The sequence below is a fragment of the Pseudomonas sp. NPDC087690 genome, assembly GCF_044743175.1.
Taxonomy (GTDB): domain Bacteria; phylum Pseudomonadota; class Gammaproteobacteria; order Pseudomonadales; family Pseudomonadaceae; genus Aquipseudomonas.
Window position 1 is genome coordinate 1 of sequence record NZ_JBIUVX010000026.1, and the last position, 14,750, is coordinate 14,750.

Genomic DNA, 14,750 nt, shown 5'->3' on the forward strand with positions numbered 1-14,750 from the left:
TCGAGGTCACCGGCAGCTTCGGCGTGGTCGGTCGCGAACACACCATAGACACCCTGGACGTTTATTATGATTGATGCGAATTCGCAGTTTTTCGCCATCCTCACGGACGTGGGGATGGCCAAGCAGGCGAACGCCGACGCGCTCGGCATTGCCTGGAAGCTCACGGAAATGGGCGTGGGTGATGCCAATGGCACCGACCCGATCCCGAGCGTTAAACAAACCAAACTGATCAATGAGTGGCGCCGCAAGCCGCTTAACCAACTGAAGATCGATCCGGTTAACCCGGCCGTGATCATCGCCGAGCAGATTATCCCGGCCGACGAGGGTGGTAAGTGGATCCGCGAAATCGGCCTGTACGACGCGGACGGGGATCTGGTGGCGGTGGCCAACTGCGCACCGAGTTTCAAGCCGTTGCTGTCGCAGGGTTCGGGCCGCACGCAGATTGTGCGCATGAATTTCATCGTCACCAGTACCGGCAACATTCAGCTCAAGATTGACCCGGCGATCGTGCTGGCTTCGCGGGCCTACGTCGACGTGGCCATTCTGGAGGTGTTACCGAAGAACAAGGCGCCGGGCCAGTACACGCGCGTCAAAGTCAACGATCGCGGGGTTTTTGTTTTCGGCGACAACCCGGAAACGCTCGCTGGCATGGGCATCAAGGACACTTACACCAAGACCGAGATCGAGGCGATGATTGCTCAGGCCTCGGCGTTGCCCGTGGGCACTGGCGTATGGTTTCCGGTAGACAAGATTCCGCCCGGGTTTTTGGAACTCGACGGCAGTGTCAAAAGCATTGCCGTCTATCCCGATCTGGCGACGTTTCTCGGCACGGCTTTCAACAAGGGTGACGAAGGTGCCGGCAATTTCCGCTTGCCGGAATCCCGCGCGGAGTTCCTGCGGGGCTGGGATCATGGTCGCGGGGTTGATGCTGGACGTGCGGTTGGCAGCTATCAAGTCGGCACTAAGATTCAAGGTGACGACGGTGTTGGCCCTACGATTCAAGGAATTGCCAACGTTTCGCAGATTGATGCTGATCCTGCGCCGGGCTTCGCGGCGGATATCAACTATACCTCGACAGGGATGCAATCCGGTTCGTTTGGCACGGCATATTGGCGAACTGTGCGCCCACGCAACTTGGCTGTCATCTGGTGCCTTAAGGCCTGGAACGCGCCGATCAATCAGGGAAATATCGACATTGCCGCGCTTGAGGCTTTGGCGACGCAGGCCACCGAAATCAAGCTCGGTACGGCCAAGATCGCCACGCAAACGCAGGCCGACGCGGGCACCGATGACGCCACGATCGTGACCCCGAAAAAAATGCGCTGGGGGTTTCAAATCCAGAAGGCCATTAATGGCTACATTGTGTTCCCGTCGTGGCTCGGCGGCTTGATCATCCAGTGGGGCAATAACACCGTCAACGCGGCTGACGCTTTGGTGTCCTTTCCAATCCAGTTTCCGAATGCTCCGTGTGCGCTGGTGTTTGGGCAAAACGAGGCGACTCTGTCCTTTCACAATAACTACTTGGTGGCCACGGGGTTTAAGTACCGCAACGCTGCTGCGACTTATCCTGATGCCTTCTCCTGGATCTGCATCGGTTACTGAGGTGAGCCATGAAGTACGCAGTATTTAACGAAGATTTGACGTTGCGGACGTGTCTGATTGATGGCGTCCATCAGATCCCCGCGTCAGCTATCAAGGTTGATGACAGCCTTTTTCTTCGGATCACTCAAGAAACTGACGGCATTTGGCGTCTGGTCGGCGGGAAGGTGGTTAAGGGCGAGCGCCCGGCGCCGGTGCCGGACTATGCGCAGTTAGTCGCTGTCGAGCGCTACAAGCGTGAGGCGACTGGCGTCACCGTCGACGGCCTGCAAATCGAGACGACGCGCGAAAGTCAGGGGCTGGTTTCCAGTACTGGGTTGTCCGCCGTCCTCGATCCCGAATATCGCTGCAACTTCAAGACGGTGACGGGCTTTGTCGAGATCGGCTCGGCTCAGATCATCGCCATTGCCAAGGCGGTGCGGGCGCACGTCCAAGCCTGTTTTGACCGTGAGCTGACGCTGTTGCGCGCGATCGAGGCCGGTGAGTTTCACGACGACATGCTGTCGCAGGGCTGGCCGGATTCCTCGCCGCCAGATCCTGCCGAGCTGCAATAGACGCCCCGCACTGACGGGGCGTTTTCTTTTCCGTTACGCGTAACACGAACACCCTCACAGCCTCGCTTATGCGGGGCTTTTTCGTTTCTGGAGATTGACCCTTATGAGTGGTTTTTTTCACGGCGTCACGACCACGCTGATTGATACCGGTGCGCGCACTATCTCGCTGCCGTCGTCCTCGATCATTGGTCTGTGCGACACCTTCACCCCCGGCGTTCTCGGCGGCGGCACGGCCAAGGCCGGCGAGCTGATGCTGATCACGACCGAGCGCGAGGCGATCGCCGCCTTCGGTGCTGACTCGGCTATCACCAAGGCCTGTCAGGCGATCTATGTGCGCACCAAGGCGGTGATCGTCGCCATCGGCGTGCCCAAGCTGGAAGACGCCGCGCTGCAAATCTCGGCGATCATCGGCGGCGTGCTGGCCTCGGGTCAGCGTACCGGCCTGCAAGCGCTGCTCGATGGCAAGAGCAAGCACAACGCGCAACCCAAGTTGCTGATCGCCCCGAAGCATTCGGCAACCCAAGCGATCGCGACGGCCATGGATGCATTGGCCGGCAAGCTGCGCGCTATCGCGATCATCGACGGGCCGAACACGACCGACGAAGCGGTGATTGAGTACGCCGAGAACTTCGGCAGCAAGCGCCTGTATCTGGTGGATCCAGGTGTGCAGTTCTGGGACACGGTCACCAGTGCGACGATCGACGCGCCGGGTTCGGCGTGGGTCGCGGGGCTGTTCGCCTGGACTGACGAGACTTACGGCTATTGGGCCTCGCCGTCGAACAAGGAGTTTGTCGGCATCACCGGCACCTCGCGCCCGGTCGAGTACCTGGACGGCGACGCCACTTGCCGGGCCAACCTGCTCAACAACGCCAATATCACCACGATCATTCGCGACGGCGGTTATCGCCTGTGGGGCAACCGCACGCTGTCGAGCGATTCGAAATGGGCGTTCGTCACCCGCGTGCGTACCTGCGACATCCTGATGGATGCGATTCAGGCCGGGCACAAGTGGGCGGTCGACCGCTCGATCACCAAGACCTACGTCAAGGACGTGACCGAAGGCCTGCAAGCGTTCATGCGCGACCAGAAGAACGCCGGCGCGATCATCAACTTTGAGGTCTACGCGGACACCGAGCTGAACACGGCCAGCCAGATCGAGCAGGGCAAAGTGTATTGGCGCATCCGTTTCACCGACGTGCCGCCGGCGGAAAACCCGAATTTTATGATCGAGGTCACGAACGAGTGGCTGACCGAAGTGCTTGAAGCCTAAGGGGGCTTATCAATGATTCCTCAAGTTCTGAAGAACATGAACCTGTTTGTCGACGGCGTCAGTTTCTCCGGCGACGTGCCGACCCTGACGCTGCCCAAGCTGACCCAAAAAGTCGAGGACTACCAAGGCGGCGGCATGTTCGCCCCGATCGAGTTCGCGGTAGGTCTGGAAAAAATCGAGTCGGCCTTTACCACCAACGGCGTGCGCCGCGAGGCGCTGAAGTTCTTCGGTCTGGCTGATCAGACCGCCGCCAATCTGGTGTTCCGTGGCGCCTTCGCAGATCTGAAAGGCCGCGTGACGCCGGTGATCGTCACCATGCGCGGCGGTGTGAAAGAGGTGGACATGGGCGACTGGAAGCCGTCGACCGTGGGTGAAATCAAGCACGGCGTGAAGATCACCTATTACAAGCTCGAAATCGACGGGCGCGTGATGTTCGAAGTTGACCCGCTCGCCATGATTTTTGTGGTGGATGGCGTTGACCAACTGGCTGCCGAACGTTCGGCCCTGGGCATGTAAGGAATTAGAAAATGACTCAAGTAAACGCGGAAAAGAAAGATCCTTCCTGGTTGGTCGTCAGTGACGACGGCGTGGTCATCACCCTGAAGGGGGCCGCCGAGTTCGGCGGCATCAAGGTCGACAAGTTGACCATGCGCGCCCCGACCGTGCGCGATCAGCGCGCTGCTTCGGCGGGCGCGAAAGGCGACTATGAACAGCTCGAAATCAATATGTTTTGCAGTCTGTTGCAGGCGCTGCCGGACGAGATTGCGGCACTGACTACGCGCAACTACAACCGCCTGCAGGCCGGCTATTTTCGCTTGGTCGAAGAGGATGAGCTTTAACGCCGAGACCCAACGGGTGGCGGCCAAGACCTTGGCGAGAGAGACGGGTTTCTCTGCCGCCGAGATCGAGGCCATGCCCTTTGACCGGATGCTGTGGTGGCTCAGGGATTGAGCCGCTTTCGACTGAGCAAGAAAGGGCACGCACATGAGCAATAAACTTGCGCTCGGGCTGGTCATTGGCGGGGCGGTCAGTTCCACGGTGGGAGCGGCGTTCAAGGACGTCACCGGCCGCATCAAGAAATTGGAGGAAACCGGCAAGCGCGCCCGGGTTCTTGAAAAGACCATTGGCGACACCATGCGCCTGCGCGATGAGTGGCGAAAGGCGCATTTGGCGGGTGAGAAGGGTGCCGACGCCCTGCGCAAGAAGCTGGAAGCCAACCTCGCCGCGCTGAAGAAGGAAGGCGTCGAAGTCCGCAATCTGGGCAAGGCTTACACTCAGATGGGCAGGACGGCGCGCGGGGCCGAGCTGAAGGCCAAGGGGCACACGCAGCTCGATGCCGGCAAGCAGCAGATGAAAAGCAGCATCGGGCAAGCCACCGCCGCCTCGGCTGCGATGGTGATTCCGGCCAAGATCAGCGCGGACTATGGCGCGATCATTCGTGACATCGCGATCAAGGCCAACATTGCCAACACGCCAGAAGAGGCGACGCTGTCCAAAACCGTGATCGATACGTCGCGCGATACCGGCATGGCGCGCAATCAGGTGGCCGAGGTGGTCAACGCCCTGGTGGGCGCCGGCATGGAGCTGGACAAGGCAATGGCTTATGCGCCGACGGCGGCCAAGTTCGCCGTGGGTCAGGGTTCGGACGGTACTGAAACCGCGCGGATGATCAACGCCTTGGGGCAGAACGCCAAGATCACCGACCCGGCGATGATGCAAAAGGCACTGGAAGCGATCGCCTATCAAGGGCAGGCGGGTAGCTTTGAGGCGGCCGACATGGCGCGCTGGTTCCCGGAACTGCTCGCAGGCATGGGCAAGCTGGGCATTACCGGCATGGACTCGGTGACGCAACTGGGGTCGATGCTGCAAGTGCAGATGAAGACTGCCGGCGGCTCGGACGAGGCGGCCAACAACCTCAAGAACTGGATGGAGAAAATCGGCTCAGGCGACACCGTCAAGGCGTACCAGAAAGCCGGCATCGACTATCAAGGCTCGATGAACACCGGGCTGCAGAATGGCAAGTCCACTCTGGAATCCAGCTTTGCACTGGCCCAAAAATACATTGAGGCGACCGACCCCAAGAAGGCCGCCGAGATGGCCAAGGCCACGGCTGCGATCAGCAAGGAGTCTGATCCCGAGAAAGCCAAGGCCATGATCGCCTCGTTGGAATCGGCGTTGCGAACGGGCGACCTGTTCGCCGATATGCAGGTCAAGGGCGCCTTGACTGCGTACATGCAGAACAAGGATCTGTACGACAGCCTGAAAAAGGAGTCGGCCAGCGCGACCGGGATTCTGGATAAGAACCTGGAAGAGCGTCGGCAGTCGTCGGCGCAAAAACAGTCGGAAATGGTGCAGAGCCTCGACGACTCGATGCGCGCGATCGGCGACGCCATGCGTCCGGTGACGGATGCCGTGACGGAGGGTATCGGCTCTGTGGCGGGCAAGTTGGCCAAGTTGGCCGACGAATCGCCGCGACTGGTGACGGGTATCGGTCTGGCCACTGCTGGCTTGATTGGTCTGTCGACGGCGATGAGCGCTCTCAAGATGGCTAAGGGGCTGATGAACATCGGCCGTGGCTCGCTGATGGGCAATCCGAACATTCCGCAAAAGGTGATCGTGACCAACATGGGCGCCGGTGGTGGCCTGGGTGACGGGCTGGACATCGGCGACGTGGATGGCGGCGAGGATAAAAAAGACAGGAAGGGCAAGAAGGGCAAGAAGGTCGGTCGCAAGGGTGTTGGTGGAAAGGGTGTTGGTGGCGGTGTCGAGATGGCACGCGGGGTCGGCAACGTCGTGAAGGGCACGGCCGTAGTGGCGGTGGCCGATGCCGGTTTCAAGGCCTATGACACCTACATGAGCGCCGAAACGCAGGACGAAAAGGCCGAGGGTTATGGTGCGGCTGCCGGTGGGTTGGCCGGTTCGCTCTCTGGTGCAGCAGCGGGGGCAGCCCTCGGCACGATGATTATGCCGGTGATCGGCACGGCGATCGGGGGGCTGATCGGTGGCTTGATTGGCAGTTACGGCGGCGATGCCTTGGGCGGGTACGTCGGCAAATCGATGTTCGGCACTGAAGACGCGCTGAAGAAAATCCCGGATGCCGGGCCGTTGATGATGGCCAATGCCGGCAAAGACATGGCGCCGAAGCTGGGCGACACCTCGTTGGGTGCTACGGCCAAGGCGTTCGCGCCGGCAACCACTGGCCCTCTGATGCTGACCAATCCCGGCAAGGGGCTGGATGTCGGCGCGACGATGGCCCCGGCCGTTCCGGAGGCGCCGCCGGTGTCGTATGACCCGCGCGACCTAAATTCGAAGGACGCCATGCTGTTGCCGCACTTTGCCAACAAGGTGCGCTTCCCGGGTTCCGAGCTGCGTCGACCAAAGGTGATTCGCTCCGGACTGGAAGATCCTGAGCCGCCGCAGATCGGCATGGCCGCCAAAGACATGATGATGCCACCGGCCAGCGCAGACGCGGCGGCGGGGGCATTGGTCAAGCCGATGGCAGCGGCGCCGGCGGCGCCAAAAGTCGAGTCCAACGTGGCGATTCAGGCGCCGTTTTCGCTGGTGGTCAACGGCGACGTGAAGGATGGCAATCAGCTTTTCGCGCAGATCAAGCCAATGCTCGATCAGCACTATCGCGACATGGCCAAGCAGATGGGGGGCAATCAGCTCTATGACACGCCACACGTTTGATAAGGGGGGCACATGGAAGCATTGGGGCAGTTGCAATCGGGGCTGAAGTACTTGGCCACGGCAGGCGAAACCGGCCGCCGCAGTCTGGACGGAATGCTGTCACCGGTGAATGGCGCGATCGGCGAAATCACCGGCGCCGCGTCCGAGTTGGAAAGCCTGCCCTTTGTCGGGTCGGCGATCGGAGAAAAGCTTCAGCGGGCGATGCGCGGTATCAACGCCGCGCAGGCGCAAGTCGGGCGGGTGGTGGCCATGTACGGCACGGCCACCCGCGCGGTCGCCCAGGTGGAGGAACGTTTGGGCGTGCTGAAGGAACAGGCCGGCAAGGCCGCCACGGCCATCAACAAGATCGCCGGCAAGATCAGTCCGGCATTGGCCAACATCGTGCCCACGGGCACCTTTGCCACGGATCAGACGCCGGCGCCGGAAGCGGTGAAGCCGTTCCCGCACCTGCTGATCATCCAGCCGCAAGACCCCAAGGCGCAGCCGTATTTCTTCAACCTGGACACAGCGGCGTTTGACGAGCTGCGGCGGTCGAGCAAATTCCGCTGGGCCTCGCAAGAGCGCCTCTCGCGGCGTCCGGCGCAGCAGGGTGTGGGAATTGGTGACGAGAAAATCACCCTCAAGGGTGTGATCCTGCCGGGGCTAAAAGGCGGGTTAAAGCAGCTCGACACCCTGCGCGCGATCGGCGGAAAGCTTCAGCCGCTGACCCTGACCACCGGTTATGGCGACGTGCTGGGAACGTGGTGCCTTGAAAACGTCGATGAAGAACAAAGCGCGCTGATGCAGGGCGGTATCCCGCGCAAGCAGGCCTTTACCTTGGAGTTTGTGCGCTATGGCGACGACATGCAGGACGTCTGACGGGGATCTGCTCGATACCATCTGTCACAACTATTACGGGCATCTGGATGGCTGTGTCGAGGCGGTGCTTGATGCCAATCAGGGGCTGGCCGATGAAGAGCAGCCCTACCGCGCTGGTGTGGTGATCGTGTTGCCGGATCTGCCGCAGCCGGTGACCGAGGCGATTACCTTGTGGAATTGACCCCCGTCCGGAGTCCTCACCGGCGGATCCTCGCGTTACGCGTAACGCTCTGTGGTTGTTTGCCCCGTCCTGTGCGGGGCTTTTTTTTGGGAAAAATTCATGACGCCGCGCTTTCGTATTGTGGTCGACGGGACCGACATCACGGCCCTGTTGAATGATCGGCTGATTCAATTGAGCGTCACCGACAAGACGGGCATGGAGTCCGACGAATTCGAACTGCGCATTGACGATCGGGATGGGTTGGTCACGTTGCCGCGCAAAGGCGTGGGCATCGAAATCTATCTGGGCTATCAGGAGACGTCGCTGGTCCGGCTAGGCCGCTATGTGGTCGACGGGGTCGTGGTGTCCGGCCCGCCCGATACGATCGTGATCAAGGGCAAGGCCAGCGACATGCGTGGCAGTGGCAAGACCGTGCGCAGCGGCAGTTGGGAAGACGTGCCGCTGTCGACGATCGTTGGCGATATCGCCGCGCGCAACGGCTGGTCGCCGGCGTGTCCGGTGGGCACGAAGGTCGCGCGGGCCGATCAGCTCAACGAATCCGACTTCAATTTTGTCACGCGCCTGGCTAAGCAATACGACTGCACGGCGAAGGTCGCCGACGGCAAGTTGTTGGTCATGCCGCGTCAGGGCGGGCAGAGCGCAAGCGGTAAGGTGCTGCCGCCGATCTTGATCAAAAAAAGTGACGTCAGCCGCTGGCAGTTCAACTTTGAGGATCGCGATTCGCACAAGGCGGTCGGGGCCAAGCATCAAGACAAAAAGACCGGTGAGCTGGCTGTGGTGTCGCTGGAAAACGACGACGCCCCGGCCGGGCTGCCGGCGGTGCATACCGATCGGCATATCTACCCGAACAAGACCGCCGCCCAGGCAGCGGCACGGGCGCGTTTGGCGGCCTTCAACCGCTCCACCGCCGGCGTGCGCCTCGAAATGGAAGGGCGTACTGATCTGTTTGCGGAATGCCTGATCATCGCCCAGGGCTTCAAGGTTGGGCTTGATGGCGAGTTTCTTGCCGAGTCGGTGCAGCAGACGTACACCCAATCCGGCTGGTCGACCACCGTTGAATGTAACGGCGGCAAGAAGGGCAAGGCCAACGCCAAGGGCAAGAAAGGGAAAAAGCCGGCCAAGCCGGTCAAAATCGTCAACCTCGCATAACGCCATCAGTCTCAATCATCCGCCGCCTTGAGCGGCTTTTTCATGTCTGGAGTTTGTATGTCCATCACTGAACAACAGCTGCAAAGCATCATGCCCAACGCCCGCCGCCAAGCGGGCGTTTTTGTATCTGCCCTCAACGCAGCCATGGCCCATCGACAGATCAACACGCCGAAACGCCAAGCCGCGTTCCTGGCGCAAGTCGGTCACGAATCAGGTCAGCTGCAGTACGTCCGGGAACTGGGCGGCGACCAGTACCTGAGCAAATACGACACGGGCAGCCTGGCTGCGAAACTGGGCAACACGCCAGCAGCGGATGGTGATGGCCAGCGCTATCGCGGTCGCGGCCTGATCCAGGTCACTGGCCACGACAACTACCTGCGCTGCAGCTTGGCGCTGTTCGGTAACGAGCGATTGCTGCGTACGCCTGAACTGCTGGAGCTGCCGCAGTGGGCCGCCGAGTCGGCCGCATGGTTTTGGTCTGTGAATGGGCTGAATGCGCTGGCCGATCAAAATGAATTCAACACGATCACCCGCAGGATCAACGGCGGCCTCAATGGCCTGCAGGATCGGCTGGAGTTGTGGGGGCGGGCGAGGGCGGTGCTATGCGCCTCGGCGAACTGATCCCGGCCCCGTATCGGCTGCTGGCAAAAGGAGTGCTGCTGGTCGTCTTGGTCGGTGGTTCCGCTGCCATTACTTGGCGAGTCCAGGATTGGCGCTACGGCAAACAGCTCGCAGAGCAGGCCCGACTCCACACCGAAACGCTCAATCAGATAACCCTTGCTTCGGTCGCTCAGCAGCGTGCCGAACAAGACAAGCGCCTCGCGCTCGAGCAGCGCCTGGCAACCAGTGAACAGATCCATTATCGAGCCTTGAGTGATGTCCAACGTGATCAAGGTCGCCTGCGCGACCGCCTTGCCACTGCTGATCTGCGCTTGTCAGTCCTACTCGACGCCACCACTGGCGCCGGTAATGGATCGGTGCCAGCCACCACCGCCACCGGCGGCGTGGTTCATGGCCCCACAAGAGCCGAACTTGACCCAGCGCATGCTCAACGAATTATCGGCGTCACCGATGACGGCGACCGGGGGCTGATTGCCCTCGCGGCCTGTCAGGCATACGCCAAAGAAGTCTCGACACCGAAGTGAAAAGAGCGGCCGGTCCAGATGCGTCAACATCCGGATCGACCGCCGTCCCTGCAGAATGTCCCTGCAAGTCCAGCCAAGGCTCTTGCTCCGTGCACAAAGCGCGGCGAGCCTAGCACCTGTTTATCCATACAGTAAAGGTCTTGCTCTCAATGTCTACACCCATCATCCCTTGGATGGGCGGCAAACGCCGCCTGGCCGACCGCCTCATTCCGCTTTTTCCGCCACACGAATGCTACGTTGAAGTCTTTGCCGGCGGTGCCGCGCTCTACTTCATGAAGCCCCAGCCATCGCCGGTCGAAGTCCTGAACGACATCAACGGCGACCTGGTCACGCTTTACCGCGTCGTGCAGAACCACCTTGAAGAATTTGTGCGCCAATTCAAATGGGCGCTCAGCTCGCGGCAAGTGTTCGAATGGCAGAAAATGACCCGCCCCGAAACTCTCACCGACATCCAGCGCGCCGCCCGATTCTTCTATCTGCAGCACCATGCCTTTGCCGGCAAGGTCTCCGGTCAGACGTTCGGCACGGCGACGACTGCCCCGGCCATCAACCTGCTGCGGATCGAGGAAAACCTCTCGGCCGCTTGGCAGCGCCTGTCCGGCACCTACGTCGAAAACCTTCCTTGGCTTGAATGCGCTGAACGTTACGACCGCGCCCATACCTTCCATTACATGGATCCCCCTTACTGGCAGACCGCCGGGTACGGCGTGGACTTTCCGTTCGAGAACTACGAACGGATGGCCGACTTCATGCGCCGCTGCAAAGGCAAGGTGATGGTCAGCATCAATGATCATCCGGACATCCGCCGTGTGTTCAAGGGCTTCCACTTCGAGACACTGGACATTCGCTACACCACTACCAACCAGCGGCAGGGGAAGGCCGAAATCAGTGGCGAGCTGGTGATCATGAATTGGGAGCCGGTAGCGTTGGGCGGATTGTTCTGATCACCATTGTGCGAACCCAGGACATCCGATGCCCCAAAGCTGCAACAGCTCGGTGAGTTTGATAAGAAACTCGACAGTCGCCATCAGAAGAATCAGCACATTCATTTTTATTCTCGCAAAGAAACATGCCGCGCTTATTGGCGCGGTAGCGGAAAGGAGGTAGGTCGAACTGTTTTTAAGCTAGTTGCTTATTGCGGTATTCGTCAATGGTTGATTGAAATTAATTTCGTCTGCTGTCGCAGTCCCCTTCGGGGAAGTTGTTGTAGGGCTGAGTGTGTATGCGCCCGCGTCACCTACTTTGTCCTAGGGCTAAGGGTGTATATGGGGCAGGGGACTAGGGCAATGGGTGTATAGGGACGAGATATCTTCAGGTTTGCACTAGGGCTTTTGCAAATCTGAGTAACCAAAGGATATCGGAAGGATATCGGAAGGATATCGGAAGGATATGTATTTAGTAGTGGATTGACGAATTAGCGTATTAACGAATTAACGAATTAACGAATTAGCGAATTAGCGAAATGACGAAATGACGAAATAAAGAAATAAAGAAATAAAAGGTGTTTTGATTCATCGCCATCGCTCGAAAATCAAGTATTAAGCACTAGTTCTCTTTAGGGGTTAGCAAGTCCCTCCCTTGATTGCGGACATTGCCAATGGCTCGGTCGACCTTGAACCATTCGAAAGCTTCTGTGGGTTCGCCTTGTTGTAACACCAGGAGCTCGGCACGGTCCTTAGGCGTGGCCGGGTCTAACCATTCCTTAGCGAATTCAGGCGAAAGCGTTACTGGACGTCGGTCGTGAATATCCACCATGCCCCCAGCACTGTCGGCGGTAATGATTACAAAGCCGTCGTGTTCGCCAGATGGATGTTCTGCAATGGGATACTGCCCAATCGCGGCGCAGAGGATCGGCGCCCGGTCTCGCCGGCGAATCAAGTAGGGCTGCTTCTTGGGTCCACCTTCATCCACCCATTCAAACCAATTGTTAATCGCAATGATCGCCCGGTGCGGCCAGATTGCCCGGAAGAAAGGGCCATGTGCGACTTTCTCTACCCGAGCGTTGATCGGCGCGGCGCGATCCTTCGCCCAGTGTGGACGCCATCCCCAACGAACCATGTCGGCGTTCAGGTACTGACCTTCCTGATGGAAAATCGCCAGCTGGGTGGTGGGAGCTGCGTTGTAGCGCTCGAAGGGTTGGTCGCCGGTGTGATTGACTAGCGCGTTGGGCATGCTCAGCGCCGCCACAAAGTCGTGTATGCCGTCGTATTGTGAAAGTCGTCCGCACATAGCTCGCCCGCCTATCAGATATCTCCTACAAAAATTGACCGCAAGCGCTTCTGAAAGTTAACTGTACATTCGTACAGTGTCGGAAGTCGTGCGTCATGAGCTATTCAATTTTAGGCCGTATTGCAGAAGTCGGCCGGGAACTGCCTCTATGTCTGTTCCAAGTACCGGCTGGGTTTCCTTCGCCCGCAGCGGATCACATTGAGGCACACATCTCCTTGGATGAGGTGCTGAACATTCGCGCCCCGCATGTCTACCTGGTGAAAATTACCGGGGAAAGCATGCAGGGTGCGGGCATCTTTGACGGGGACCTGGCGGTCGTCGATCGTTCGCTGGAGCCGGCCCATGGTCACATCGTCGTGGCGCTGCTGAACAACGATCCGCTGTGCAAACGACTATGCATCCGCGGAAAGGATGTGATCCTTTTGTCGGAGAACCCCAAGTATCCACCACGCTATGTGCTGGAAGGGGATGAGCTAGCCATCTGGGGTGTAATCATCGGCAGCGTGCGCAGCCATGTCTAAAGTAATGCCGGTGTTCGGCCTAATCGATTGCAACAGCTTCTACGCCAGTTGCGAACGCGTGTTTCGACCCGACCTTGCCAAGGTGCCCATCGTGGTGCTTTCGAACAACGACGGCTGCGTCATCGCCCGCAGCTACGATGCCAAGCCCTACGTTAAAATGGGCGAGCCGTACTTTCAGATCAAAAACAAGCTCAAGCAGCACGGCATCGTCCCGTTCTCCTCGAACTACGCGTTGTACGGCGACATGAGTGAACGCGTCATGACCCTGATTGAGTCGATGGTACCGGCGGTTGAGGTTTACAGCATTGACGAAGCCTTCGCCGACCTCACCGGCATCAATGACTTGGACAGCCTCGGCCGCAAGATCCGCAGCCAGGTACTGCGCTGCACGGGTATACCTGTTGGTGTCGGTATCGCGCACACCAAGACCTTGGCCAAGCTGGCCAACTACACCGCCAAACGCCTGCAGGGACAAACCGGTGGAGTCGTGAACATCTGCGACCCAATCAAGCGCGACTGGGTGCTGCGTAACACTGACGTAGCGGAGGTTTGGGGAGTAGGACGCCGCATGAAAGTGCACCTCGACGGCATGGGGATCAAGACCGCCATGGATCTGGCCAAGGCAGACCCGTGGACACTGCGAAAAAACTTCAGTGTAGTGATCGAAAAAACTGCCCGAGAATTGGCTGGCACATCGTGTCTGGAGCTGGATGAGCCGGATCCTCCCAAGCAGGAGATCTGCTGCAGCCGGATGTTCGGCAAAAGGCTGAAGGAGCTGCCGCCGATTAAGGAAGCAGTGGCAACCTACATGATGCGGGCATCGGAAAAGCTCCGAGCGCAAAAGTCGCTGTGCAAGAAGATCCGGGTCAGTATCCGCACCGGAATGTTCAATCCCGAAGAAGCTAAATATGCGAATGGTGTAGTGGTGGATTTACCTTACCCTACGGATGACGTTCGGCTACTGACCACGGCGGCCGTCGATGCTCTTGATCGCGTGTTCCGTCCTGGTTTCAGTTACAGCAAAGCGGAAGTCATGCTATTGAACCTGTGTCAGCCGGGTGAGTATACGGACGATCTTTTCGCGATTTCGCAGCCCACTGAGGCGACCAGGGTGATGGCAGTGCTGGATGAGATCAATGGGCGATGGGGGAGGGGCACGCTCCGGGCCGCGAGTGTGCCTATCAATCCAGATTGGGGCATGCGACGGGAGATGATGAGTCAAAGCTATACAACGCGCTTGGACCAATTGTGGACAGTACACTGTCGATAATGAGCGGCCGCTTTGGCGGCAGTCTACCGAATACGTGCATTATTGTTTACCATTGCGTACATGTAGTGAGTGTTCGAATCTCTCCTTCACCGCCACATTCAGTAAACGCAAGCCCCTGATTTTCCTAGAGAAAGTCGGGGGTTTGTGGTTTTTGGCATGCGAAAAATGGCCATATGGGACTGAGATGGGACTGGCGCGCTATTTTGGTGCGGAAATGGCGGCCGCCGAATGGGTGACTCACCACCGCCAGCAATTCGATGAACTAGGCTTATGCGAACCGAACT

Annotated in this window: 15 protein-coding genes; 14 read left to right on the forward strand and 1 reads right to left on the reverse strand. The window is 59.2% G+C overall.

Going from position 1 to position 14,750, the window contains the following annotated elements; genetic code table 11:
• The first annotated feature begins 66 nt into the window (after positions 1 to 66).
• From ACIPIZ_RS20685 to ACIPIZ_RS20740, 12 genes are all read left to right on the forward strand, one after another.
• Positions 67 to 1,602, forward strand: a complete 1,536-nt coding sequence (locus ACIPIZ_RS20685) for a phage tail protein (RefSeq protein WP_401167101.1) — start codon at positions 67 to 69, stop codon at positions 1,600 to 1,602.
• A gap of 8 nt (positions 1,603 to 1,610) precedes the next feature.
• Positions 1,611 to 2,153 carry a DUF4376 domain-containing protein gene (locus ACIPIZ_RS20690; protein WP_401167104.1) on the forward strand — a complete coding sequence of 181 codons (543 nt, stop codon included), beginning with the start codon at positions 1,611 to 1,613 and terminating at the stop codon, positions 2,151 to 2,153.
• A gap of 103 nt (positions 2,154 to 2,256) precedes the next feature.
• Positions 2,257 to 3,423 carry a phage tail sheath subtilisin-like domain-containing protein gene (locus ACIPIZ_RS20695; protein ID WP_401167107.1) on the forward strand — a complete coding sequence of 389 codons (1,167 nt, stop codon included), beginning with the start codon at positions 2,257 to 2,259 and terminating at the stop codon, positions 3,421 to 3,423.
• A gap of 12 nt (positions 3,424 to 3,435) precedes the next feature.
• Positions 3,436 to 3,939, forward strand: a complete 504-nt coding sequence (locus ACIPIZ_RS20700) for a phage major tail tube protein (protein WP_064391014.1) — start codon at positions 3,436 to 3,438, stop codon at positions 3,937 to 3,939.
• A gap of 11 nt (positions 3,940 to 3,950) precedes the next feature.
• On the forward strand, positions 3,951 to 4,262 hold the full coding sequence (locus tag ACIPIZ_RS20705; protein ID WP_401167110.1) for a phage tail assembly protein: 312 nt from the start codon (positions 3,951 to 3,953) through the stop codon (positions 4,260 to 4,262).
• Positions 4,263 to 4,407: 145 nt separating this feature from the next.
• The gene (locus tag ACIPIZ_RS20710; protein WP_401167112.1) at positions 4,408 to 7,113 is read left to right on the forward strand and encodes a phage tail tape measure protein; all 2,706 of its coding nucleotides are present in this window, start codon (positions 4,408 to 4,410) and stop codon (positions 7,111 to 7,113) included.
• Between the two features lie 12 nt (positions 7,114 to 7,125).
• Positions 7,126 to 7,971 (forward strand): phage tail protein, encoded by an 846-nt coding sequence (locus tag ACIPIZ_RS20715; RefSeq protein WP_401167115.1) that lies wholly within the window; start codon positions 7,126 to 7,128, stop codon positions 7,969 to 7,971.
• On the forward strand, positions 7,946 to 8,152 hold the full coding sequence (locus ACIPIZ_RS20720; protein WP_401167118.1) for a tail protein X: 207 nt from the start codon (positions 7,946 to 7,948) through the stop codon (positions 8,150 to 8,152). The genes ACIPIZ_RS20715 and ACIPIZ_RS20720 overlap by 26 nt, the downstream gene beginning before the upstream one ends.
• 99 nt (positions 8,153 to 8,251) lie before the next feature.
• Entirely contained in the window at positions 8,252 to 9,301 is a 1,050-nt protein-coding gene (locus ACIPIZ_RS20725; RefSeq protein ID WP_401167120.1) for a phage late control D family protein, read from the forward strand.
• Positions 9,302 to 9,358: 57 nt separating this feature from the next.
• Complete coding sequence (locus ACIPIZ_RS20730) at positions 9,359 to 9,922, forward strand: glycoside hydrolase family 19 protein (protein WP_401167123.1); 564 nt, start codon at positions 9,359 to 9,361, stop codon at positions 9,920 to 9,922.
• The gene (locus tag ACIPIZ_RS20735; RefSeq protein WP_401167125.1) at positions 9,904 to 10,446 is read left to right on the forward strand and encodes a lysis protein; all 543 of its coding nucleotides are present in this window, start codon (positions 9,904 to 9,906) and stop codon (positions 10,444 to 10,446) included. The genes ACIPIZ_RS20730 and ACIPIZ_RS20735 overlap by 19 nt, the downstream gene beginning before the upstream one ends.
• Before the next feature lie 149 nt (positions 10,447 to 10,595).
• Positions 10,596 to 11,390 carry a DNA adenine methylase gene (locus tag ACIPIZ_RS20740; RefSeq protein WP_401167127.1) on the forward strand — a complete coding sequence of 265 codons (795 nt, stop codon included), beginning with the start codon at positions 10,596 to 10,598 and terminating at the stop codon, positions 11,388 to 11,390.
• A gap of 601 nt (positions 11,391 to 11,991) precedes the next feature.
• Here the strand turns inward: ACIPIZ_RS20740 and ACIPIZ_RS20745 are convergent.
• On the reverse strand, positions 11,992 to 12,675 hold the full coding sequence (locus ACIPIZ_RS20745; protein ID WP_401167130.1) for an SOS response-associated peptidase family protein: 684 nt from the start codon (positions 12,673 to 12,675) through the stop codon (positions 11,992 to 11,994).
• Between the two features lie 95 nt (positions 12,676 to 12,770).
• Here ACIPIZ_RS20745 and ACIPIZ_RS20750 point away from each other — a divergent pair, with 95 nt between their 5' ends.
• Both ACIPIZ_RS20750 and umuC read left to right on the forward strand, forming a co-directional pair.
• Positions 12,771 to 13,196 carry a LexA family protein gene (locus ACIPIZ_RS20750; RefSeq protein ID WP_401167131.1) on the forward strand — a complete coding sequence of 142 codons (426 nt, stop codon included), beginning with the start codon at positions 12,771 to 12,773 and terminating at the stop codon, positions 13,194 to 13,196.
• Positions 13,189 to 14,466: a translesion error-prone DNA polymerase V subunit UmuC gene (gene umuC / locus ACIPIZ_RS20755; protein WP_401167134.1), complete on the forward strand. Its 1,278-nt coding sequence runs from the start codon at positions 13,189 to 13,191 to the stop codon at positions 14,464 to 14,466. Before ACIPIZ_RS20750 ends, umuC begins: the two co-directional genes overlap by 8 nt.
• The last annotated feature ends 284 nt before the right edge of the window (positions 14,467 to 14,750 follow it).